Source organism: Reinekea forsetii (assembly GCF_002795845.1).
In the GTDB taxonomy this organism is placed as follows: Bacteria; Pseudomonadota; Gammaproteobacteria; order Pseudomonadales; family Natronospirillaceae; genus Reinekea; species Reinekea forsetii.
Map to the genome: position 1 here is coordinate 3,640,352 of NZ_CP011797.1, position 19,709 is coordinate 3,660,060.

Annotated in this window: 23 protein-coding genes; 6 read left to right on the top strand and 17 right to left on the bottom strand. The window is 55.0% G+C overall.

The genetic code is table 11. The features are described from left to right. Positions 1-59: 59 nt before the first annotated feature. Genes REIFOR_RS16615 through REIFOR_RS16630 form a run of 4 tightly spaced genes read right to left on the bottom strand, consistent with a single transcriptional unit; the run spans position 60 to position 4,178 of the window. On the bottom strand, positions 60-1,220 hold the full coding sequence (locus REIFOR_RS16615; RefSeq protein ID WP_145980322.1) for a sugar efflux transporter: 1,161 nt from the start codon (positions 1,218-1,220) through the stop codon (positions 60-62). A 7-nt stretch (positions 1,221-1,227) separates the two neighbouring features. Beyond that, positions 1,228-2,223 carry a potassium channel beta subunit family protein gene (locus REIFOR_RS16620; RefSeq protein WP_100258620.1) on the bottom strand — a complete coding sequence of 332 codons (996 nt, stop codon included), beginning with the start codon at positions 2,221-2,223 and terminating at the stop codon, positions 1,228-1,230. 24 nt (positions 2,224-2,247) lie between these two features. Next, entirely contained in the window at positions 2,248-3,192 is a 945-nt protein-coding gene (locus REIFOR_RS16625; RefSeq protein WP_100258621.1) for an aldo/keto reductase, read from the bottom strand. Continuing rightward, the gene (locus tag REIFOR_RS16630; protein WP_227003717.1) at positions 3,192-4,178 is read right to left on the bottom strand and encodes an aldo/keto reductase; all 987 of its coding nucleotides are present in this window, start codon (positions 4,176-4,178) and stop codon (positions 3,192-3,194) included. The genes REIFOR_RS16625 and REIFOR_RS16630 overlap by 1 nt, the downstream gene beginning before the upstream one ends. 102 nt (positions 4,179-4,280) lie before the next feature. Between REIFOR_RS16630 and REIFOR_RS16635 the strand changes: the two genes are divergently transcribed. Beyond that, on the top strand, positions 4,281-5,204 hold the full coding sequence (locus REIFOR_RS16635) for a LysR family transcriptional regulator (protein ID WP_100258622.1): 924 nt from the start codon (positions 4,281-4,283) through the stop codon (positions 5,202-5,204). Here the strand turns inward: REIFOR_RS16635 and REIFOR_RS16640 are convergent. Beyond that, positions 5,181-5,651, bottom strand: a complete 471-nt coding sequence (locus REIFOR_RS16640) for a divergent PAP2 family protein (protein WP_100258623.1) — start codon at positions 5,649-5,651, stop codon at positions 5,181-5,183. The two genes, REIFOR_RS16635 and REIFOR_RS16640, sit on opposite strands and share 24 nt — an antisense overlap. A gap of 84 nt (positions 5,652-5,735) precedes the next feature. Continuing rightward, positions 5,736-6,362: a LysE family translocator gene (locus REIFOR_RS16645; protein WP_100258624.1), complete on the bottom strand. Its 627-nt coding sequence runs from the start codon at positions 6,360-6,362 to the stop codon at positions 5,736-5,738. 224 nt (positions 6,363-6,586) lie between these two features. Between REIFOR_RS16645 and REIFOR_RS16650 the strand changes: the two genes are divergently transcribed. Together REIFOR_RS16650 and REIFOR_RS16655 are read left to right on the top strand one after the other, a co-directional pair. Continuing rightward, a complete protein-coding gene (locus REIFOR_RS16650; RefSeq protein ID WP_100258625.1) occupies positions 6,587-7,246 on the top strand; it encodes a hypothetical protein in 660 nt (219 codons plus the stop codon). 40 nt (positions 7,247-7,286) lie between these two features. Continuing rightward, positions 7,287-7,898, top strand: a complete 612-nt coding sequence (locus REIFOR_RS16655) for a hypothetical protein (protein ID WP_100258626.1) — start codon at positions 7,287-7,289, stop codon at positions 7,896-7,898. 20 nt (positions 7,899-7,918) lie between these two features. On the opposite strand, the gene REIFOR_RS16660 is transcribed toward REIFOR_RS16655, so the two are convergent. From REIFOR_RS16660 to REIFOR_RS16685, 6 genes are all read right to left on the bottom strand, one after another. Continuing rightward, positions 7,919-8,551, bottom strand: coding sequence for a UPF0149 family protein (locus tag REIFOR_RS16660; RefSeq protein ID WP_100258627.1), 633 nt, complete (start codon positions 8,549-8,551; stop codon positions 7,919-7,921). Next, positions 8,548-8,850, bottom strand: a complete 303-nt coding sequence (locus REIFOR_RS16665) for a DUF1244 domain-containing protein (RefSeq protein WP_100258628.1) — start codon at positions 8,848-8,850, stop codon at positions 8,548-8,550. The genes REIFOR_RS16660 and REIFOR_RS16665 overlap by 4 nt, the downstream gene beginning before the upstream one ends. A 4-nt stretch (positions 8,851-8,854) precedes the next feature. After that, positions 8,855-9,238 carry a translation initiation factor Sui1 gene (locus tag REIFOR_RS16670; RefSeq protein ID WP_100258629.1) on the bottom strand — a complete coding sequence of 128 codons (384 nt, stop codon included), beginning with the start codon at positions 9,236-9,238 and terminating at the stop codon, positions 8,855-8,857. Between the two features lie 52 nt (positions 9,239-9,290). Next, entirely contained in the window at positions 9,291-9,911 is a 621-nt protein-coding gene (locus REIFOR_RS16675) for a BamJ family beta-barrel-assembly machinery protein (protein ID WP_100258630.1), read from the bottom strand. Positions 9,912-9,979: 68 nt separating this feature from the next. Then, the gene (locus REIFOR_RS16680; protein ID WP_100258631.1) at positions 9,980-10,624 is read right to left on the bottom strand and encodes a DsbA family oxidoreductase; all 645 of its coding nucleotides are present in this window, start codon (positions 10,622-10,624) and stop codon (positions 9,980-9,982) included. Positions 10,625-10,787: 163 nt separating this feature from the next. Further along, positions 10,788-11,768 (bottom strand): NAD(P)/FAD-dependent oxidoreductase, encoded by a 981-nt coding sequence (locus REIFOR_RS16685; protein WP_100258632.1) that lies wholly within the window; start codon positions 11,766-11,768, stop codon positions 10,788-10,790. 119 nt (positions 11,769-11,887) lie between these two features. Here REIFOR_RS16685 and ribA point away from each other — a divergent pair, with 119 nt between their 5' ends. Both ribA and REIFOR_RS16695 read left to right on the top strand, forming a co-directional pair. After that, positions 11,888-12,511 carry a GTP cyclohydrolase II gene (gene ribA, locus REIFOR_RS16690; protein WP_100258633.1) on the top strand — a complete coding sequence of 208 codons (624 nt, stop codon included), beginning with the start codon at positions 11,888-11,890 and terminating at the stop codon, positions 12,509-12,511. Between the two features lie 77 nt (positions 12,512-12,588). Continuing rightward, positions 12,589-13,521, top strand: coding sequence for an alpha/beta fold hydrolase (locus tag REIFOR_RS16695; RefSeq protein ID WP_100258634.1), 933 nt, complete (start codon positions 12,589-12,591; stop codon positions 13,519-13,521). Between the two features lie 67 nt (positions 13,522-13,588). Here REIFOR_RS16695 and REIFOR_RS16700 read toward each other — a convergent pair whose 3' ends face one another. Next, positions 13,589-14,092 (bottom strand): hypothetical protein, encoded by a 504-nt coding sequence (locus REIFOR_RS16700; RefSeq protein WP_100258635.1) that lies wholly within the window; start codon positions 14,090-14,092, stop codon positions 13,589-13,591. Positions 14,093-14,497: 405 nt separating this feature from the next. Between REIFOR_RS16700 and REIFOR_RS16705 the strand changes: the two genes are divergently transcribed. After that, positions 14,498-14,953: a c-type cytochrome gene (locus REIFOR_RS16705; RefSeq protein ID WP_100258636.1), complete on the top strand. Its 456-nt coding sequence runs from the start codon at positions 14,498-14,500 to the stop codon at positions 14,951-14,953. A gap of 12 nt (positions 14,954-14,965) precedes the next feature. On the opposite strand, the gene mnmE is transcribed toward REIFOR_RS16705, so the two are convergent. The 4 genes from mnmE to rpmH form a co-directional block, all read right to left on the bottom strand. After that, positions 14,966-16,327: a tRNA uridine-5-carboxymethylaminomethyl(34) synthesis GTPase MnmE gene (gene mnmE, locus REIFOR_RS16710; protein WP_100258637.1), complete on the bottom strand. Its 1,362-nt coding sequence runs from the start codon at positions 16,325-16,327 to the stop codon at positions 14,966-14,968. A gap of 117 nt (positions 16,328-16,444) precedes the next feature. Continuing rightward, the gene (gene yidC, locus REIFOR_RS16715; protein ID WP_100258638.1) at positions 16,445-18,127 is read right to left on the bottom strand and encodes a membrane protein insertase YidC; all 1,683 of its coding nucleotides are present in this window, start codon (positions 18,125-18,127) and stop codon (positions 16,445-16,447) included. Between the two features lie 160 nt (positions 18,128-18,287). Continuing rightward, complete coding sequence (rnpA, locus tag REIFOR_RS16720; protein ID WP_100258639.1) at positions 18,288-18,653, bottom strand: ribonuclease P protein component; 366 nt, start codon at positions 18,651-18,653, stop codon at positions 18,288-18,290. A gap of 24 nt (positions 18,654-18,677) precedes the next feature. Further along, positions 18,678-18,812, bottom strand: a complete 135-nt coding sequence (rpmH, locus tag REIFOR_RS16725; RefSeq protein ID WP_100258640.1) for a 50S ribosomal protein L34 — start codon at positions 18,810-18,812, stop codon at positions 18,678-18,680. Positions 18,813-19,709: the final 897 nt, after the last annotated feature.

The window sequence follows — 19,709 nt, forward strand, 5'->3', positions numbered from 1 at the left end:
TCATAGCCCAAGCCCTGCTCGGGCACAAAGGGTTTTGCCCCGCTGGATCCGCCTGGGCGTTAGCTTCGGTTGCCAGCGGAGGCCTTGACCAGAGCCAGCAAGGCCACCAGCGCCATCAGGGCGCAGACGCCAAATACCGCCTGAATACTCAGCCACTGGGCAACGGCACCGCCTAACAGGGCGCCGACCAGACTGCCGACCTTGATGGCGTTACTGTACAGGGTCGATGCCATGCCCATCCGACCCTGCATCAGGGCCTGAAATACCGAGATACCCAGGCCCGCCATCACGCCGATAAAGGCGCCATTAAAGATCTGCAACAGCACCAGCGGGACCAGACTGTCGGACCAATAAACCCCCAAATAGAACAGCAGGCCACAGCCAGCGGCCAGTTTGAGCGGGGAAAACAGGCGCCAACGACCGGCGAAAATGCCGGCGCCAATCATAATGGGGATTTCCAGTCCGGCGGCGGCGCCCATCAGAAAGCCCGGCACCACGGCCGCCAGTTGCAAGCTGTCGTAGCTGTAAATCGGCATATAGACGATATACATATTGTTCGAGGCAAAGGTGGCGGCAATCGCCAGGATCATCCATTTCAGGCGACTATCAGTCGGCTGCGGCTCGGTGCGCACGGCGGGCAGCGGCGCGTCTTGGATTGAGGCAACATTCAGACGGGTAAGCAAGAAAATCAGCGCGCAGATCAGGGTCAGGCCTAAGAAGCCAATCCGGGCGAACAGTAGGTAGGCGAGCGGTGGCCCGATAATCCAGCTGAGCGAGAAGGTTGCGCGCAAGAGCGACTGAAACAGGGTGGCATCGGCATCGCCAACCTGCTCGCGCGCCAGCGCAAAGAGCTGCGGCTGCACCGGCGACACCGCACCAAACATCAGCATCCCGGTAATTAGCAGCAGCCAGTATTGTTCGGCCAAACCCAGCCCGATGGAGGCCACGAAGGAAATCGAGACGCAGACTCGAATAATACCGATGCGGCTCAGTCCGGCATCGGATTGTTTGGCCAACCAGTGCGACACCAGGACCCCGGACAGGGTATTGGCGGCAAACAGGACACCGATCCACATCGGCTCGATGTGCAGGTTTACCGCCAAATGGGTGCTCATCACCGGCATAATGGCCGCGCCGGCCAAGCCCATTGCGAGCGACAAGAGGATCAATCGCAACCGCGTGGCGTCGAGTATCAAACTCTTCAGTGATGCATGGCTCAAGGCTGACTTATTGCCCCCAAGGTTTGGCGGCAGGCGGTCGATTATCGACGCAGATTTCAATCTGTGCCATCACCTCGGGGGTGAGTAACGGCACGCAGTCGAGTGCTTTGAGGTTATCCTCCAGTTGCGTCAATTTGGACGCACCGAGGATAACGGTGCTGACGTTCGGATTTTTCAGGCACCAGGCCAGTGACAGATGGGTCAGGCTTATGCCCAACTTATCGGCCAATTCACCGAGCGCGCGAATCTTCGCCATCTTCTGCGCACCGTCGGCAGTGCTCCAGAGATCCCGCAGCCACTCATAACCGGGCAAGGCCAGCCGGCTGTCATCGGGAATGCCGGCACTGTACTTGCCGGTCAGCAGACCAGAGGCCAGCGGTGACCAGATGGTCGTACCCATGCCGTAATCTTCGTACAGGGGCCGAAATTCCGCCTCAACCTTATCCCGATGCAACAGGTGGTATTGCGGTTGCTCCATGGTCGGCGGGGTCAAATTGTATTGACGGGCCACGGCATGAGCCTCGGTGATCGCCTGAGCAGACCATTCAGAGGTGCCCCAATAGATGATTTTGCCCTGCAGCACCAACTGGTGCATGGCGCGAACCGTTTCTTCGATCGGCGTGTCGATATCGGGACGGTGGCAAAAAAACAGATCCAGGTAGTCAACCTTAAGGCGCACCAATGCCGCGTCGCAGGCATCGCGCACGTGCTTGGCACTCAAGCCCATCTGGGTCGGCTTGGCACCGCCCCAAAAGACCTTAGACGACACGGCATAGGTATCGCGCGCAAGGCCCAGGCCGGCAATGGCCTCACCCATAATCTGTTCCGATAGCCCGGCCTCATAGCCTTCGGCGTTGTCGAAAAAATTAACGCCGGCATCATAAGCGGTTTTCAGCAGCGCCGTGGCATCGGTCATATCGACCTGTTTGCCAAAGGTCACCCAGGAACCCAGGGATAGGGCACTTACTTTCAGTCCGGACTTGCCTAAACGACGATATTCCATTGTATCTCCCATCTATTCTAAAGGTTACCAGGGTAGCAGCTGCTGGCCTGAGGTGGTGAGGCTATTCCAATACTGTTCCAGCTTTGATCGTTGCACGGCGTTGAGGCTCAGGCCGGCACTGGAAAAATTCGCCTGTAACTGTTCGCTCGAACGGATGCCGGGGATCACCGCCGTCACCTCAGCATAGCTGAGCAAATAGGCGAGAGCTTGCTGACCGAGGCTGCGATCGGCCGAGACCAACCACTGTAAATCATCGATGCACGCCGCACGCCGACGCACCTCGGTCGCATCCCAGCGCGCGCGCACCCCATCAAAGGTACTCTGGGCATGGTATTTTCCGCTCAGCCAACCGCTGTCGAGCGGAACCTTGGTGATCACGCCGATGTCATGTTGCCGCACCAGATCGAAGGCCAGGCGGACATCCTGATGCAATACATTGAACATCAGCTCCAGCACCTGGGCATCGGTGGTTTGCAGCGTTTCACGCACCTCATGGGCATAGTCGACACTGGCACCGTAGTGGCGGATTTTGCCCTGCTGTTGGGCCTCGCGCAACGCGGGCCAAATTTCATGCTGGCCATTAAGGACGTCCATCGGGGGTGAATGGGCCAAGAAGACATCCAGGTAGTCGGTCTTCAGGCGGGCCAGGGAGCCGTGCAGACTGCGCCAAAAGCCATCGGCGCTGAAATCCAACCCGCCGCCCGGTTGGTGACCAAACTTGCTCACGATCACCACCTTGTCGCGCTTACCCTGCAGCGCCTCGCCAAGCAGCCGTTCGCTATGGCTTAGGGCGTAGTTCGGTGCCGTATCGAAGAGGTTACAGCCCAGGTCAATCGCCTGATGCACCAGGTTGTGGGCCAGTGCATCGGTCATGCCGCCCCATTGATCACCGTTGCCCAATTGCCAGGCACCGAAGCCCACTTCAGACACCAGCAACTCGGTCTGGCCGAGTCGGCGCAGGGGTAACATCAGATAACGCCTCGGATGTGCGCACGCACGTGCAGGCGATAAAAGTCGGCCAGGGCCTTGTGGGTATCGGCGCTCAGCGGCGCTAATTGGGATGCCTCGGCGTTACGCTGAATCTGCTCGGCCGAGCTGGCCCCAGTAATTACGGAACTGACCGCCGCGTGGTCGAGCAACCAACGCAAGGCCAGTTGCGCCATGTTTAGGCCCGCCGGCACCATCGGGCGTAACTGTTCGATTAGGTCGATGGCCTGCTCAAAAGGCAAGCCGGAAAAGGTTTCGCCGACGTGAAAAGCGGCGCCATCTCTATTGAACGTTCGGTGATCCTGCGGCGTAAAACGCTGATCTTTGGTCATCTTGCCGGCCAACAGACCGCTCGCCAAGCCGAGCCGGACGATCACGCCAACGCCCTTGGCTTGGGCCAGCGGTAAGACCTGCTCGGCCATATCCTGACGCAACAGATTAAAAATCAACTGGAGGGAAGCAACACCGGTCTCGTTCAGGCAGAACAGAGCCTCCTCGATGGTTTCCACGCTCGCGCCGTAATGGGCGATTAAGCCCTCCTGTTTAAAGCCCTCGAGCCAGCGAAAGATCTCGCCGCGCTGCAATTCGGCAAAGGGGATGCAATGCAGTTGCACCATGGCCAGTGTATCGACCTGCAAACGCCGGCGCGAGGCATCGATCGCCGCGCGCAGCTTGTCCTGCGTATAGCCTTGGCCATAGAGTTCGTCGGTGCGACCGGCCTTGGTGACGATAACTCGATCGGCGTTCGGATGGGCCTGGGCATAATCACCGATCAGCTGCTCGCTGACACCGCCGCCGTAAACATCGGCGGTGTCCCAAAAGGTCACCCCGGCGGCATCGGCCGCGCTCAGAATGGTGCGGCCCCGATCCGCGGATACCGGCCCCCAATCGCCGCCGAGCTGCCAGCAGCCCAAACCAATTTCAGAGGTCATCAAACCACTTTTTCCTAAGGATCGTTGCTTCACCATATCAATTTGCTCCGTTAATACTTTTCGATGCGCGAGTGTAATTGGTTTAGAATGAAAGATAATTAGCCATTTATTAACCCAATTGATTAGTAGGATTAACCAATGGATCACTTATCAGAAATTCAGGCCTTCTTGGCCATTGCAGATTTGGGCAGTTTCACCAAGGCCGCCGAGCACTTAGGCTTGTCGCGCAGTCGCATCAGTCAGTTGATCAGCCGCTTGGAAGATCGCCTCGGTGTGATGTTGATGCACCGCACCACCCGCTCCTTGACCCTGACGCCGGAAGGCGAGCAATTCCGCACCGGCTGTCGCCAAGGCATGCAACACTTGGAGCAAGCCGAGGCAAGCCTCAAGCTGATGTCCACCCGACTGTCCGGACCGGTGCGCATCAATTCGGTCGGCGGCGTTTTTGGCGAAACCTTCCTGTCCAAGGCGTTGGCGGAGGTGGTCAGCGAGCACCCGGAGGTCACCGTACATATCAGCTATTCCAGCAGTCTAATCGACCTCAATCGAGATCCGGTCGATCTGGTCTTGCGCATCGGTAAGGCCCCAGGTCATCAGGTGGCGTCGGCCCATCTGGGCGAGATCCACCATGTGCTCTGTGCCAGCCCGAAGTTCGTCAATCTGTATGGCTTTGCGCAAAGCCCCAGTGACCTGGAACAGCTGCGTACCATCAGTGGCACGCCAAAAACCTGGGAGCTGACCCGGGCGAATGAGCGTCAGGTGGTGACGCCTAAATCGTGCTGGCACTCGCCCAGTTCTCAGGCACAACGCATCGCCGCGGAACAGGGCCTGGGCATCGCACGGCTGCTTACCGCGGTGGCCCAGGATGCTCTGGCTGAAGGACGCCTACTCCGGGTCCTGCCGGAATGGCAGATCGAGCCGACTCAACTTTGGTTGCTCTGGTCCAATCAGGGTGATCTGCCCAAACGTATCGAGATGGTGCGCGACCATTTGCGCGTGCGCCTGACCAATCTGATCGGCGATAACCGTTGGGACGGCCTAGCCCAATTGGGCCAAGCCTAGTGCTATCAAGGCGCCGACGGCCAGACCGGCGGCCACCTCATTGACGCTGTGGCCAATGCGCTCATGAAAGCGGCGGATCACCAATTTGGTGCGTTGCGGGTGATCGCCTCGGGCCAGCTCGCGCAGTTGTTTAAACTCATCGACCAATATATTGAGCGCCGCGGCATGACGTCCCGCCGCCAAACGCACGCCCATGGCGTCGTAGGCCACCACACCGGTAAAGACCAAGGCTAAGGCAAACAGACTAGACCCGAAGCCATCCTGCAGGCCAATGGCGATGGCCAGGGCGGCGACTGTGGCGGAATGACTGCTGGGCATGCCACCGGACGCGAAGATCACCTCTGGGCTGATGCTCTTGTTGGCAATGGCTTGGATCAGGCCCTTAGTCGCCTGGGCGGAAACATTGCCGACAATAGCTGCGACCAGGGGATAGGAAAATAGTTCCATAATAGATTTAGGGCTCCGGGGAGTGATTTTGAAGGATACACCATAGGGCGCATTACCGAGGGCGAATTCCAGCCCAGGGCATTATTAACCCAAGGCCAGCCAAACCCCCACGGCCAGCATCAGGGTGCCGGCAATCCGATTCAAGAGTCGGACATTGGACGATTTTTGCAGCAACCGGTTCAATGTTGCCCCGCCCAAAGCATAGATCAGCAGGGCACACAGTTCGATCAATAAGATGATCGCGATCAACGCACTCAGCTGCGGGGCCATGGCCAGGGATTGGTCGAGAAAGGGTGGTAGCAGGACCATAAAGAAGGCCCAACCCTTGGGATTAGCAATGGCGGTTATGAATCCCTGACTGAACAGCGCCCGGCGGCTGATGGCCGAGCCCGCGCCGGCCAAATCCTCCGGAATGGCCATCTTGCCTCTAGAGCGCCACATCTGCAGCCCGAGCCAGACCAGATAGGCTCCGCCCAACCAACGAAATGTGGTAAACACCCAGGGCGCAGCCAAGAGTAGGGCGGCAACGCCGAGCACCGCGGCCGCGGCAATCAGACCGACGCCAATCAGTTCACCGAACATCATCCATAGGGTTCGTTTGACGCCAATGGTAATACCCAGGGTCATGGCCAGGGTCATGCACATACCCGGGGTAAAGGATACGAACATAAAGGTCGGGACAAAGGCCGCCAAGAGTGTGAGATTGAGCATGAACTTCCTTAGGTCAGCGGCGCCTGCTAAGGCGGCCGAGTTACATCTTAAGCTTAGCGCATAGTGGCGCCGGCTTCTGTGGTCTAGACTCTTTTTGGGGGTGTGGGCAAGGTCCTGGTCCAAAAGTCTATTCTACAGGCCTGCGATACACTGACTAAAGTACTTTATTTAAATGACAGGGTTGCTGTGCCAGAGTGCCAGAGCTTTAGTCAAGGAGAGTCCTGATGCATTATGCAATGAGCGTGAGCTGCGCACTAATGGCTGCTGCCACGTTGGCCAGCCAAACATCCGCCGATGTCGGTGTGCTCGATAAGTATGAATGCCACGACCATGGCCTAACCGGCCAGTACCATTGTCATGGACCCGCCGATCTGGCCAAGCTGGGCGGCTTGGTGCTCGGCCTGGATACCCGCGCGCAAGGCTGGTCGACCGGAGGCGAGGAGCTATTTGTCTTTGCTGGGGCGGCACTCAATGCCGAATACACTCATCGCTGGCTAGCGCTTACCGGCAGCTATTTTTATCTGCCCTTGGTCAGTGGTGTCGCTGGCACCAGCGTCGATTTTGACCAGAGCGTTGCGCAACAGGGCTGGGAAGCCGGACTCAAGTTGGGTCCCGGCGTCGGCCGCCTGGGTTCTAAACTGTACGCCACCGCCGGCTGGTCGAATGCCGAGCTCACCGACAGCGGGGATAGCACTAATGATGTCACCTTGGCCGGTTATTATATCGGCGCCGGCGTAGGCAGGAATACCAAGGCGCTCAGTGTCGATCTGATCGGCACCTATCGCGACCCGGCGGCCGTAATAGACTATTTAACGAAACAAACCGGCAGTCGCACCGATGTGGTACATTTCGATATACGTTTAGCACTGGGGTGGCGTTTTTAAGCCAGCCTTATATTTGATAGTTGTGGGAATGCTCTAATCGATGAAGATTGCTGTTGTGGCGCTCGCACTGTTTGCAGCCCTCCCCGCCCTCGCCTCGCCAGGAGCGGTGGATCAATATGATTGCCATCGGGATACTCCATCGAGTGACGATCACTGTCACGGTGCGGTGGCAGATGCCAAGCCAAGCCAACTGCAAATCGGTATCCAACTTGCGGGTGACCAATGGCTCTGGGATAACGGCCCGGGCAATATCTTTGCCGGCGCGGCGCTAGCCGGTGAGTGGACCTTTGATGCGTTTGCGCTGCGCGGCAACTATGGCCATGCCATGCACCTGAACGGTGATAAGGGCTTCGCCTTAAGTGGTTGGGATCTTAATATTAAGGTTGGTAGTGGCTTAACGCGTTTGGGCAATCACCTATTTGCCCAGGCCGGATACGCCAGTCGGCGTTTTGTCTTGCCAGATAATAGCTCGCAACCCTTTGGCGGCTTTCAGATGGGGGTTGGCTGGGTCAGGGTCATGGAGAAGTATGCCGTCGATGCCGTGCTGCTCTATCAAGACCCGGCCGCGCTCGAACAGCTCTGGAAAGAACTCAAGTTCCCCGGCAAGCTGACCTCATACCGAGCCAGCCTGGGCGTCTATCGACGTTTTTAGGCGCAGATCCGCGCCATGGCCTAGTGAGCGGTACCGCGTTCAGAGTCCAACGCCATGCCCAAGCGCACGTGCAGGTCGGCAGCCTTAGGCAGATTATTCAGCACCTGTTCCGCTAATTGATCGGGCCGCATCGGCGACTTGCGCGCCGAGAGATAGAGCTTAGCGTTTTCGGTACTGGCAAAAAACTTCAGGGCAAAGACCTGTGACGTCAATTCAGTGCGCAATTCCTCCGGGATGGAGGCCGACCAGATGGTCGAGATCCGCCGATAACCCACTTCAAAGCCATGGCTGAAGCTGTTGAGCGCGCTGGCCGGTTTCAGCGCGGCAAGCGGGTCGGTCTCGCTTGGTAGTGCATATTGATGCTGCGCCATGCGCGCCAAACTGTGCACCTGATAAGAAATCAATAGGTTGACCGCAGCCGCTGGCGCTTCCCCTGTGATCTGAATCAGGGGTAATAGATCACTCAGCCATTCACTGGGCGACACCTTGGCCGGCACGCTGTTGATGGCAAAAAGATAGCCGTCTATCGATTCGATATTGGGCATCAACTCACTGCGCGCGACTCGATCCTGCTGCTTAAGTTGGATGAACCGTGCAGTTAAATCATCGAGCGCGACGCGATAACTAACGCTCTTGGCCCATTGCTCGGTCATGTTTGATCTCCGCCACGATCTGACGGCTGGGTTGCTGTGCCCTCGTCTGAGGCCGGGCTCTGGTGTAAGGCTTTCCAATCGGCGTAAGGCATGCCATAGATATACTCTCGAGCCGCCTCCTTATCGATCTGGTGGCCGCGTTCTTGCGCCGCCGCAGCGTACCATTTGGCCAGGCAGTTACGACAAAACCCGGCCAGGTTCATCAGGTCGATGTTCTGCACGGCCTTGTTCTGGTCCAAATGAGCGACCAGTCGGCGAAAGGCAGCGGCTTCAAGTTCTATCTGAGTTTGTTTATCCATGCGCTTATCCACCCGATTTTTTTACTCGGTAACCCTTGGTTGTTAGCGTTTCCAGGAGCAGGTCCCGGAAATCGCCCTGTATTTCGATAACACCGTCTTTTACGGTGCCACCGGTACCGCATCTGGCCTTGAGTTCTTTGGCCAAGAGCTTTAACTCGGTCGGTGTTGCGAGCACGCCCTTGATCAGCGTCACGCCCTTACCCTTGCGGCCTTTGGTTTCCCGATGCAGACGCACTATACCGTCACCGTCGGGGCGGATCTCATTACCGCAACTGCAGGCCCCTACGGGCTGGTCGCAGTCCGGACAGATCTTGCCACTTTCGGTACTGTAAACTCGCGCGCTGGGACTGAACAAGGCGTCCAGTCCGGTTTTTTGTTTCTGTGCCATATTAAAATCCGATGCGCCGGCGTCAGCTAAGGCTGAAACCGGCTAACGCCGATCAAACGATCGCGAGCATTTCGACTTCAAAAACCAGCGCCTGATAAGGCCCGATTGCACCGCCGGCACCTTGCGCGCCGTAGGCGAGCTGATGGGGAATGCAGAGCTTCCACTTATCACCCGGTACCATCAACTGCAGCGCTTCGGTCCAACCCGCAATCACGCCATTAACGGCAAATTCGATCGGCTCGCCACGTTGCACCGAGCTGTCAAAGACTTCGCCATTGATCAGGGTACCATGATAATGCACCTTAACTTTTGAGGTTGGCAACGGCTTCACACCGCTGGCATCGCCGGCACTGATCACTTCGTATTGCAGACCTGATTCGGTCACCGTTACCGCATCACGTGCAGCATTTTCGGTTAAAAACACCTCACCGTCGCCGGCCAATGCCTGCTCTTTTTCGGCTTGGGCACTGGTTAAGCGCTCACGAATGACATCGTAGGCATTTTGCATATCGATACTGCTGACCGGATCGGCGACCTGATTGAATGCCTCTAACACGCCTTGCGTGACTGCGGCTATATCCAGGCCGTCGAACGGCTGCTCTAAAAGTTGGCCACCCATCTGGCGACCGATACCGTAGCTGACGCGTAATTCCGGCGTATCATAGTTAGACATAATTTGCTTCTTCCTTAGTGAGGTGGTGTTAAAAGTGGGCAGTGTACCACAGGGCTCTGTGCATGCACTTAGGCGCCGCTTGTTTCGGCCTGAATTTGCGCTAGGGCCTGGCGGAACGCAGCCACAGGCTGGCCGCCGCTGATACTATATTGGTCGTTAATAATAAAGGTCGGTACGGCGGATATACCCAACTGCCGCATGCGCTGTTGCTCGCCTAGGACCAGGTCCCGGTAGTCATCGCCGGCGAGTATTTCAGACGCTCGATCCCGTGTTAGTCCCACCTGCTCGACCAGTGTTAATAGGGTATCGCGGTCGTTGAGGCGCTTATTGTCGGTGAAATGGGCACTAAAGAGGGCCATCTGCAACTCGCTTTGCTTGTCGTGCTCTTGGGCCCAAGCCAATAATCGATGGCAATCAAAACTGTTTATCATGATGCCATCGTCGGCGAAGTTAAAGCTGAAGCCTGCCTTAGCGCCCAATTCGCTAATATGCGTCCGATTTGAGTCGCTTTGCTCGGCCGTCATGCCATACTTTTCAAGCAGATGTTCGCGCATATTTTGGCCTGCGATCGGCATTTGCGGATTTAATTCGAAGGGCTGCCAACTGATTTCGGCGCGTAATTTCGGTTCCAGCGCTGCTAAGGCCTGGGTTAGGTTTTTATAGCCGATAACACACCAAGGGCACATCACGTCGGACACTATTTCAATTTTCATCTCGGCTGCCTCAAAGATTTCAACGACTTTGGGCGCAACAGCTGTTGCGCCCTACCCCATGGCAATGGCACCAGTTCGAGCGACTTCAAGGCCCTGAGCAGATTTAATGCTCGAGCACAGAACCGATCAGAGTCTCAATGGTGAGCACGGCAAGATCGGACGGCTAGGCAAACTCGTCTAATAAGATCGTCGCCAAGCGGTGGGCGCTGATCCAGGCCGCCTCAATCCGATTGCCTTGGGTCCAATCGCCGGCCAGGCCGATGCGACTGGCCGGATGCCATTGTTGAATCGGCTCCAGCGTGGTGGCTTGGGCATAGAGCCAACGGTGGCTGAATGATTGATGGATCTCGGGCAGGGTGGCATTGGTTAAGCGCTCCAATACCTCGACTACCTGCTGTTGCAGCAATTCAGGCGACGCATCGAGGTGGTTTGCGCTCCACTGAGCGGTAAAATGCATCACCCAGGTTTCGTGCTGTTGCGGCCGATCTGGCTTGGCTGAATCGCGCGCGGCCCAGCCGACAATCCCATCTTTAACAAAGACCGCATCGGCTTCGATACCCGTTGTTTCAGCAAACGCTATGGCGACGGCCCAAGTGGGTGTCATGTTCTGGCTATCGAGCTCGGCGGCGCCGATCACCTCAGCAGGCAATAAGGCTTGGGATTGGGCCAGCGGTGCGGTCAAAATTACCGCATCAAAACGGCCATAATGCTCGCCATGCTCGTCCCATAACCGCCACCGATCGCCATCGGCCTCGAGACGATCAATCCGAGTTTGCCGATAGAGCGGAATGCCTTCGGCTAATCCGTGCACCATGGCATTCATGTTCGGCGTACCGACAAAACGCTCTCGTTTATCCGGTGATGGACTCAACTGCTCGCGCGTCAAGCGCCAAGGTGTGACGGCCCAGGGCTTGACCCAACCGCGCTGCAGCCAACGGCCTACTTCGGCCTGAAAGGCGGCGGAGCTAGCGGTAAAGTACTGCGCTCCGTGATCCGCCTGCCAGTGTTCAAGGCGTCGGGTGGCCAACCGCCCACCCAAACCGCGACTCTTTTCAAATACGACACAGGTGTGGCCAGCCTCTATAAGCTGATGGGCCAGGCTAATACCCGCTAGACCCGCACCAATAACTGCAAATTCTGCCATCTTCGCCTCCCTAGGTTGCGTTGCCGCCAATAAATTTAAGCAAATAATGAGAAGAAGTTCAGGCTTTAATACACTAAAGTTGCACCTATATACTTATCTTTGTTACTTTTGGATTTTTCATGCCCGTTACCCTACGTACAAGCGTGCCAATACCCCTAACCGATCAAGCTATCGCAACTCATTTCGTGAGTTTTTCAGGCTTTAGCGACGGCAAGGAACACATTGCCATTATCTATGGTGCGCCCGAAGAGCAGGATACGCCACTGGTTCGCATTCATTCCGAATGTCTAACCGGCGACGTCTTTGGTTCACAACGCTGCGATTGCGGCGAACAATTACAGGAAGCCCAGCGCTTGATGGCCGTCCAAGGTGGCGTCGTGCTCTACCTGCGTCAAGAGGGACGTGGCATTGGCCTGTACAACAAGCTCGATGCCTATGACTTACAGGATCAGGGCATGGACACCTACCAGGCCAATGAGCAGCTTGGCTTTGACCACGACCAACGCAACTTTGCCCCTGCCGTGGAGATGTTAGTGGCCCTGGGTTTGAAGCGCATCCGATTGCTGTCGAACAATCCGCATAAGGCCGATGAGTTGTTGGCCGCGGGGATCGAAATCAGCGAACGAGTGGATACCGGTGTCTATGTCAATCAACATAACGCCGGTTATCTAAAAGCCAAGGTCGATCAGCAGGCGCATCGAATCAAGCTGCCGATATCGGCAAAGTCTGTGGATAGCCAGTAGGATAACCATAGTATATATATTGAATAAGCTGTGGATGACTGTGGATAAGTTCGATACATCACAATGGCAGGTACTCTATGCAATACCTTGAAGAATTCCTTTCCACGCCCGATGGGCATGATATTCCGATTCGCCTTTGGCGCCCCCGAAGCACCCGTCATATATTGATCATTGCCCACGGCATGGCGGAGTATTGTGAACGCTATGCGCCCTTGGCCGAATGGCTGACCGAGTCGGATATAGCCGTAATAGCGCTAAACCATCGGGGCCATGGCATGGATTGCGACGACGCTAAACTCGGCTATTTTGCCGATCATCGAGGCTGGACACGGGTAGTTGATGATTTGCATCAAGCGGTTTGTTTTGCCAAGGCGCAGATCCCCGATTGTCCTATTACCCTGCTCGGACACAGCATGGGATCCTTTATCGGCCAAAGTTATCTACAGGCCTATGGCGATTCGGTGAGCCAGGTTATTTTTAGTGCAAGTAATCGAGTCGACCGTCCCAAGCTGCTGATCTCCCAGGCATTGATCGCTGTGATCGCAGCGCTGAAGGGCCGTCGTGCAACCAGTGGTCTAGTCGACTTCCTCAGCTTTGGTCAGTTCAATCGCCCGTTTCGACCCAATCGCACCGCGAGCGATTGGCTCAGTCGGGACGCCGAGCAGGTTGATGCCTATATCGATGATCCCTATTGCGGCTTTTCCTGTTCTCTGGGGCTATGGCAGGATTTTATCGGCGGCATGCTCACGCTGCAACCGGCGGGCTGGCCGAGCACGGTACCGATTCACCTATTGTCGGGCGGTGCTGACCCCGTTGGTGAGTTCGGTCGAGGCATTGAGCGCTTCGCCGGCCAACTGCGCCGCGCTGAGCGGCGGTTGGTGAGCTATAAACTCTATCCCGAGGCGCGCCATGAGATTATCAATGAGACCAATGCCGACGAAGTCTGGGAAGATATTCGCGCTCTGGTCTTGCATGGCCGGCTGAGCGACGCGCCAGAGCACTCAAACTAAACCGCTAAAAGGCATCTCGACTAGGGCATATCCTGCCCTAGGCTGGCCATTATTCTAGCCGCGGTGGCTATTTTTTATTGCCCAGAGCGCGTGCAATTAGCATTACTATCCCCACCAGAATCAACAGATAGGTCAAGCCAGAACAGGCCCATTTGATCATAGAGAACACTGAGGCCAGCTGCGCGTTAGATGACGCAATCAGGCCATCGGCCAGGTACTGCTTGGCTATCACCTCCAGCTGATAATTTTCCAGCCAATCGAACAACACCTGATTCAAGGGCAACAGGTTCAGCAGACCAGTTTTATGGGCCAAGGGTTTGAATAAAACCGACACCCAGACCACATACATTAGGCCGTAGGTTAGGCCAAAAAGTGTATCCCAAATCTGATTAAAACGGATGTAGGCCTCGATCATGTTGTCGCTGCGCGCGGCCAGAAACTCCCTAATGTCGGCCTGATCGAAACCGAACGACGTCCCGAGCGATTTTATCGTGCTACCGGTCACTTCAAAGCCTGTGGCTTTGGCTAACATAACCAGCAGGAGGTAGGCCAAAAACAGGGCGGTAACCAAAAGACCTATCTTAACGTTGGCTTTATGGTAAAAAAACTCCGATAAGCCTTTGATTAATAATGGGGTCTTTTTTGACCTCCTCTGTGTTGCTCGCGCTAACATTTTTGCTTCGCCCCGTCGTCGATAGCCTTGCCATTCTCATGAGTCCGTCGTCAAATAAAGTTCGACAGCTGTCGCTTGAATTAGCGCGGCTCTAATTTGTATATGGTCTTGATTATGCCGCTTGGGTCTGCCGATGCAAGCGACTCTATGTTTAATGTCTGTATTCATCGTGACCGGAGTACTTGAAGACAAATACTGGCCACCAATGACTGGAATTGTTATCCATGAATTTGCCTCTAGACTTATGGGTGCTTAAGCAAACAACGCTGTCTTTAACCACTTAACCGGAGCGGGTGATCAACCATGAAACGTAAACAAACGCTTTTTCTGTGCCTTGGCGCAGCCCTCATTACCACGGCCCTTGCGGGAGACTTTGACCGCGAGATCAAGGCGCGCCAGTCCTTTATGCAAGTCCTAGCCTACAACAACGGCCTGTTAGCCAATATGGTGCGCGGGAAAGTACCCTATGATGCCGAATTGGCCCAAACCGCCGCGCTGAATCTGAAATTGGCTGCGCAGATGAACATGAGCTCGGTCTGGGTGGTCGGTTCGGATATGAGCGTTGCCGGTAACGACACCAAGACCAAACCAGAACTTTGGTCGACCTGGCCTAAGGCCGGCAGCTATTTAACTGATCTGGGCAATGCCAGTGCGCTCTTAGATGGCGTGGCGGGAATGGGCTTGGAGCAGATGAAGGCAGCCTTTAGCGACGTTGGTAAGGCCTGCTCGGCCTGTCACAAAGATTTTCGCGCCAAGTAGGCGGCAAAAGGGCTATTTGCCAATACAGAAGCTACTGAAGATTCGTCCCAGCAAGTCGTCGGGACTGAATTCACCGGTGATCTCATTGAGCGCATTCTGTGCAAAGCGCAGATCCTCGGCGAGCAATTCCCCTGCGGCCGGCCCAAGCAGTTGGGCCAAGCCAGAGTCGAGCGCGGCTTCGGCCACGGCCAAGGCATCCAGATGGCGCCGACGCGCGATAAAACCGGACTCGTGGTTACCGGTGAAGCCCATCAGCTGTTTTAGATGACTGCGCAAGGCCTCGATCCCTTCGCCCTGCTGCACCGAGAGGCGCAAAACCGGCGGCTCGGACGCGGTAAAGCCGGCCGTCTCGCCAGTCTTATCGATCTTGTTACGCACCACGGTGATATTTTGCCGATCAACCAGACGATGCATCAGATCGGGCCAAATCTGGTCAGGTTCGGTGCCGGCCGATTCACTGGCGTCGACCAACAGCAAAATACGGTCGGCGTTTTCAATTTCCGTCCAGGCTCGCGCCACGCCAATGCGTTCTATCGCGTCGGGGGTATCGCGCAGACCTGCGGTATCGATTATATGTAGGGGCATCCCGTCTAGATGAATGGGTTCCTTGAGAACATCACGGGTGGTGCCGGCTACCTCGGTCACAATGGCCCGATCGTGGCCGGCCAAGGCGTTGAGCAGACTGGATTTTCCGGCGTTTGGCCGACCGGCAAGCACTACCGTCATGCCTTCACGCATCAGGCTACCCTGATTCGCCGTCGCCACGACGGTCGCAAGTTGGGCCATTATGCCGCGTAAATCGCCCTCTACCTTGCCGTCGGAGAGAAAGTCGATCTCCTCTTCGGGAAAGTCGATCGCGGCCTCAACATAGATGCGCAATTGAATTAACTGTTCCACCAGACGGTGAACAGCCTTGGAAAAGTCACCCTGCAACGATCGAACGGCCGATCGAGCCGCCTCGCGAGAACTGGCGTCAATCAGATCGGCGATCGCCTCCGCCTGGGTCAGGTCGATCTTATCATTGAGGAACGCCCGCTCCGAGAACTCTCCCGGCCGGGCCAAGCGACAACCAAGGCGCACCAGCTGTTCGAGCAGCATCTCGAGTATCACCGGACCACCGTGACCCTGCAGTTCTAAAACGTCTTCACCGGTAAAGGAATGCGGGCCAGGAAAGAATAGCGCGATACCGCTGTCAATCACCTGCTGTAGGTCGTCATAGAAGGGGCCGTAATGGGCATAGCGAGGCTTAGGCTCGAGCTGTAACAGGCCTGTTGCCAGGTCCCGCGCCTTGGCACCGGAAATACGAATGATGCCAACACCGCCGCGCCCAGGCGGCGTGGCGACGGCGACAATGGTTTCACTCGAATGATACATATGGTTGACCCCGATGTGACCCTGTGGTGAGGGATGGATAGATTAACGCTACACAATGCAAAAAGGCAGAGCAAGCTCTGCCTTTCCCATGGCCGATGGACTCAAAGAGACGGTTCGTTAGGCTTTATTTTTCTGGATAAGTTTATCCTGAACAAGCTTGGCATCGGCACGCGCCACACTCTTGTTTACCATGTGTTGCTGGGTGATGGTCGACAGGTTGTTAATAAACCAGTAGAGGGTCAAACCCGCCGGGAACCACAAAAACATAAAGGTAAACATCACCGGCATAAACTTCATGATCTTAGCCTGCATCGGGTCCATCGACGGCTGCTGCTGCATCTGCATCTGCACGAACATCGAGCCGCCCATCAGCAACGGTAGGACAAAGAACGGATCCTTAATCGATAGATCGACGATCCAGAACATAAAGGGCGATTGGCGCAGTTCGACCGACTCCATTAAGACCCAATAGAGCGCGATAAAGACCGGCATCTGCACCAACATCGGCAAACAACCACCAAGCGGATTAAGCTTTTCTTTCTGATAAAGCTTCATCGTTTCCTGACTCATGCGAGCCCGGTCGTCGCCGTAGAGCTCCCGCAGCTCCTGGATTTTCGGCGTAAACTTACGCATCTTCGCCATTGATCGGTATGAGGCCGAGGTGAGCGGGTAGAGCAACAGTTTTAACAGCAACGTCATCAGTACGATGGACCAGCCCCAGTTGCCTACCAAGCCGTGAATAAACTGCATTAATTTAAAGATGGGTTGAGCGATCCACCATAACCAGCCGTAGTCGACCGTTTTTTCCAAGTTTTTGGCCACAACAATAAGCGAATCTTGGTCTTTTGGACCAACATAAAGACCCGCATTGGCCTGCGCGGTCTCGCCCGGTGCGATCACCAGGGTTGGCGCCTTAAAGCCAGCATAGTAGAGGCCATTACCACCTTGCTCACCATAAAAACCATTGGTGTCATTGGCGCCGGGCACCCATGCAGTTAAGAAATAATGTTGGATAATCGCGACCCAGCCGCCCGTGCTGGTATTGGTGTATTTTTCTTTCTCTAAATCTTTAAAGGATACTTTTTCGTAGGCCGACTCCACCGTGGAGAAAGTCGTACCTAGGTAGGAATTCATACCGATGCCGCCCATACTGCTTGGATCTTCCGACTTATCACGCCGTAACTGGGCAAACATATTTGTCGATAAGGTTCGTGTGCTGTTGTTGGTCAGTTCAAAGCGCAGACCAATCAGGTAGCTGCCTTGGGTAAAGGTGAACACCTTGTCCACGCTGAGACCGGAATCTGCAACATGGCTCAAACGGACTTCGAGTTGACTACCATTGAGATCGAAACGATCCTGCTTGGCGGTGTAGCGGGCACGCGCCTTGGTATCGATGCCATCTGCCCCGACTAAACCGCTCTGGGCATTATAGGTCCGGTCACCATATTCCAATATTTTAAACGGGCTGTCGGGGGTTTCGAGACTCGCTGGATACTGCGGCAGTGCGGCTAAGATAACGTCGCCACCGTTCAGATCGATAATAACGTTCAGAGTGTCGGTAAATACCCTAACCTGGTTGCCAGTGGAAACCGGTTGATCAGCTACACGGCTGTCCGTTTCGGTATCAACATTACCAGCAGGCACGTCGCTAGCACCTAAGCTTGGTGTTACAGCGCTTGCAGCTACCGAGGTTTCCTGAGCAACCGGCCTGGTATTAGAATAATCATTCGACCAAGTAAAAATCATCAAATAAGAGACAATTGCGAGGCCTGCAATTAAGGTAATTCGGCGTACATCCATAATAAATCAGTTCCAGTTAGATTGGATAACGGGCAAAAACTCGTTTGAGCCGTTTTATGCAGGAAAAAACGGCGAAATACTACCTGTCAGCGGCCCGAGATGCCAGTTCTATTCATCAAAGTAAAGATTAAGCTAGGTTTAGCAGGGTGGTGGGGTGGTTTTAGCAGGCGCTGGCGCGTTTCTTTAACTTGCTAAACTGCTTGTTCAGCAACTGGTAAATCTCAATATTGGTGCTCTTATCGAGGCCTTTCCGACCCATAAAAACGATATCGAGATTCGGTAACTCGTGCTGGTGCAAGCGCAAGTAATCCCGAGCGATGCGCTTTATGCGATTTCGTTCGACTGCGCGTTTGATATTCTTCTTCGAAATAATAAATCCAAGACGAGGTTGGTCTTGTTTATTAAAACGCGCAAGCAGCAGGCAGAGGTCGGATGGCGCCTTGACGTCAACCTGGTCGAATACGGTTCGGAAGTCGGCGGCTGTCAACAAACGCAGCGTACGCGGGTATCCGAACGATATTGGCACTTCTGTCTGGACAGGCAGCAGTGTTTAAGCGCTCAGCAGAGCACGACCGCGTGCACGGCGACGGGCGATTAACTTACGGCCGTTCTTGGTTGCCATGCGAGCACGAAAACCGTGACTGCGCGCGCGCTTCAGATTGCTTGGTTGAAATGTACGTTTCATGTTCCGGTCTCTCTTCAGTTGCAGCAGCAAGTGTGCAACATGGGTTTGGTGTCATCAGACGTAGCTAGGCGCGGCTAATGACCTGAAATTTGGATGGGCGATTCTAATGATTTTCTGTACTCAAATCAACGGTGTTTTTTTAAACAACGCTATTTGTTTTCTCATGGTTGGTTTTGTCTTGAGTTGGGTTCTGACCTTTTCGATGTTTAAACAGGGTTTCATAAGTAAGTTAATATTATATATATATATGTTTATTGTTATTTGTTGTTACTTATTGAGTGCGCCTTTTTCTGGGGTTATGTCAAAAAAATACTTTAAAAACAATAACTTACGACAATGACAAGCGCGTGGTGTATCGGTCGATAGGCTGCGAACAAGGGGCGCTTAAGCTGTGTATAAAAGAGCTACTTATCCACAGCCTAAGAGGCTAATTGTTATCCACACCTTTAGTCACAGGCTTATACCCCTGGTTGCCCACAGCCTAATTTTACAATAATCCAGCGTTAAAAGGCCTATTGGCAGCGTTTTAGGTGCCCGGAAAAAGTGCTATAGATCTGCTTTTTCAGTCTTTTAAGGGTGGTAGGTGGATCGATTTGCACCTTAAGCCGCGTCGATCAGCGTTTATGCATCTACAAATTAGTACCTTTTGCCAAGGCAAGGGTCTGCTTGTTAGTCACTAGAGGAGTGCGATCAGGGTTTAAATGGCGTAAAGCACACCTTAGCTTTGGCCTATTTGATCCGATTATTACGCCAACATATTTTGTTACCCCGGGGCTTGGAAGCTTGGGTCGTTGCGCAGCGCCGATGACGATCCAGTTAGACCGGTCTCGCCCCAATAGGCCAAGGCCCTGAATAAAAGGGCCCAAACGGGGAAATGAGTCAAAATCAGGGTAGCGG

What these genes read in the sequence shown, in the direction of transcription:
- REIFOR_RS16620 (WP_100258620.1), bottom strand. Translation starts at nt 2,223, where the DNA reads ATGGAATATCGTCGTTTAGGCAAGTCCGGACTGAAAGTAAGTGCCCTA.
- REIFOR_RS16625 (WP_100258621.1), bottom strand. Translation starts at nt 3,192, where the DNA reads ATGTTACCCCTGCGCCGACTCGGCCAGACCGAGTTGCTGGTGTCTGAA.
- REIFOR_RS16630 (WP_227003717.1), bottom strand. Translation starts at nt 4,178, where the DNA reads ATGGTGAAGCAACGATCCTTAGGAAAAAGTGGTTTGATGACCTCTGAA.
- REIFOR_RS16635 (WP_100258622.1), top strand. Translation starts at nt 4,281, where the DNA reads ATGGATCACTTATCAGAAATTCAGGCCTTCTTGGCCATTGCAGATTTG.
- REIFOR_RS16640 (WP_100258623.1), bottom strand. Translation starts at nt 5,651, where the DNA reads ATGGAACTATTTTCCTATCCCCTGGTCGCAGCTATTGTCGGCAATGTT.
- REIFOR_RS16645 (WP_100258624.1), bottom strand. Translation starts at nt 6,362, where the DNA reads ATGCTCAATCTCACACTCTTGGCGGCCTTTGTCCCGACCTTTATGTTC.
- REIFOR_RS16650 (WP_100258625.1), top strand. Translation starts at nt 6,587, where the DNA reads ATGCATTATGCAATGAGCGTGAGCTGCGCACTAATGGCTGCTGCCACG.
- REIFOR_RS16655 (WP_100258626.1), top strand. Translation starts at nt 7,287, where the DNA reads ATGAAGATTGCTGTTGTGGCGCTCGCACTGTTTGCAGCCCTCCCCGCC.
- REIFOR_RS16660 (WP_100258627.1), bottom strand. Translation starts at nt 8,551, where the DNA reads ATGACCGAGCAATGGGCCAAGAGCGTTAGTTATCGCGTCGCGCTCGAT.
- REIFOR_RS16665 (WP_100258628.1), bottom strand. Translation starts at nt 8,850, where the DNA reads ATGGATAAACAAACTCAGATAGAACTTGAAGCCGCTGCCTTTCGCCGA.
- REIFOR_RS16670 (WP_100258629.1), bottom strand. Translation starts at nt 9,238, where the DNA reads ATGGCACAGAAACAAAAAACCGGACTGGACGCCTTGTTCAGTCCCAGC.
- REIFOR_RS16675 (WP_100258630.1), bottom strand. Translation starts at nt 9,911, where the DNA reads ATGTCTAACTATGATACGCCGGAATTACGCGTCAGCTACGGTATCGGT.
- REIFOR_RS16680 (WP_100258631.1), bottom strand. Translation starts at nt 10,624, where the DNA reads ATGAAAATTGAAATAGTGTCCGACGTGATGTGCCCTTGGTGTGTTATC.
- REIFOR_RS16685 (WP_100258632.1), bottom strand. Translation starts at nt 11,768, where the DNA reads ATGGCAGAATTTGCAGTTATTGGTGCGGGTCTAGCGGGTATTAGCCTG.
- ribA (WP_100258633.1), top strand. Translation starts at nt 11,888, where the DNA reads ATGCCCGTTACCCTACGTACAAGCGTGCCAATACCCCTAACCGATCAA.
- REIFOR_RS16695 (WP_100258634.1), top strand. Translation starts at nt 12,589, where the DNA reads ATGCAATACCTTGAAGAATTCCTTTCCACGCCCGATGGGCATGATATT.
- REIFOR_RS16705 (WP_100258636.1), top strand. Translation starts at nt 14,498, where the DNA reads ATGAAACGTAAACAAACGCTTTTTCTGTGCCTTGGCGCAGCCCTCATT.
- mnmE (WP_100258637.1), bottom strand. Translation starts at nt 16,327, where the DNA reads ATGTATCATTCGAGTGAAACCATTGTCGCCGTCGCCACGCCGCCTGGG.
- yidC (WP_100258638.1), bottom strand. Translation starts at nt 18,127, where the DNA reads ATGGATGTACGCCGAATTACCTTAATTGCAGGCCTCGCAATTGTCTCT.
- rpmH (WP_100258640.1), bottom strand. Translation starts at nt 18,812, where the DNA reads ATGAAACGTACATTTCAACCAAGCAATCTGAAGCGCGCGCGCAGTCAC.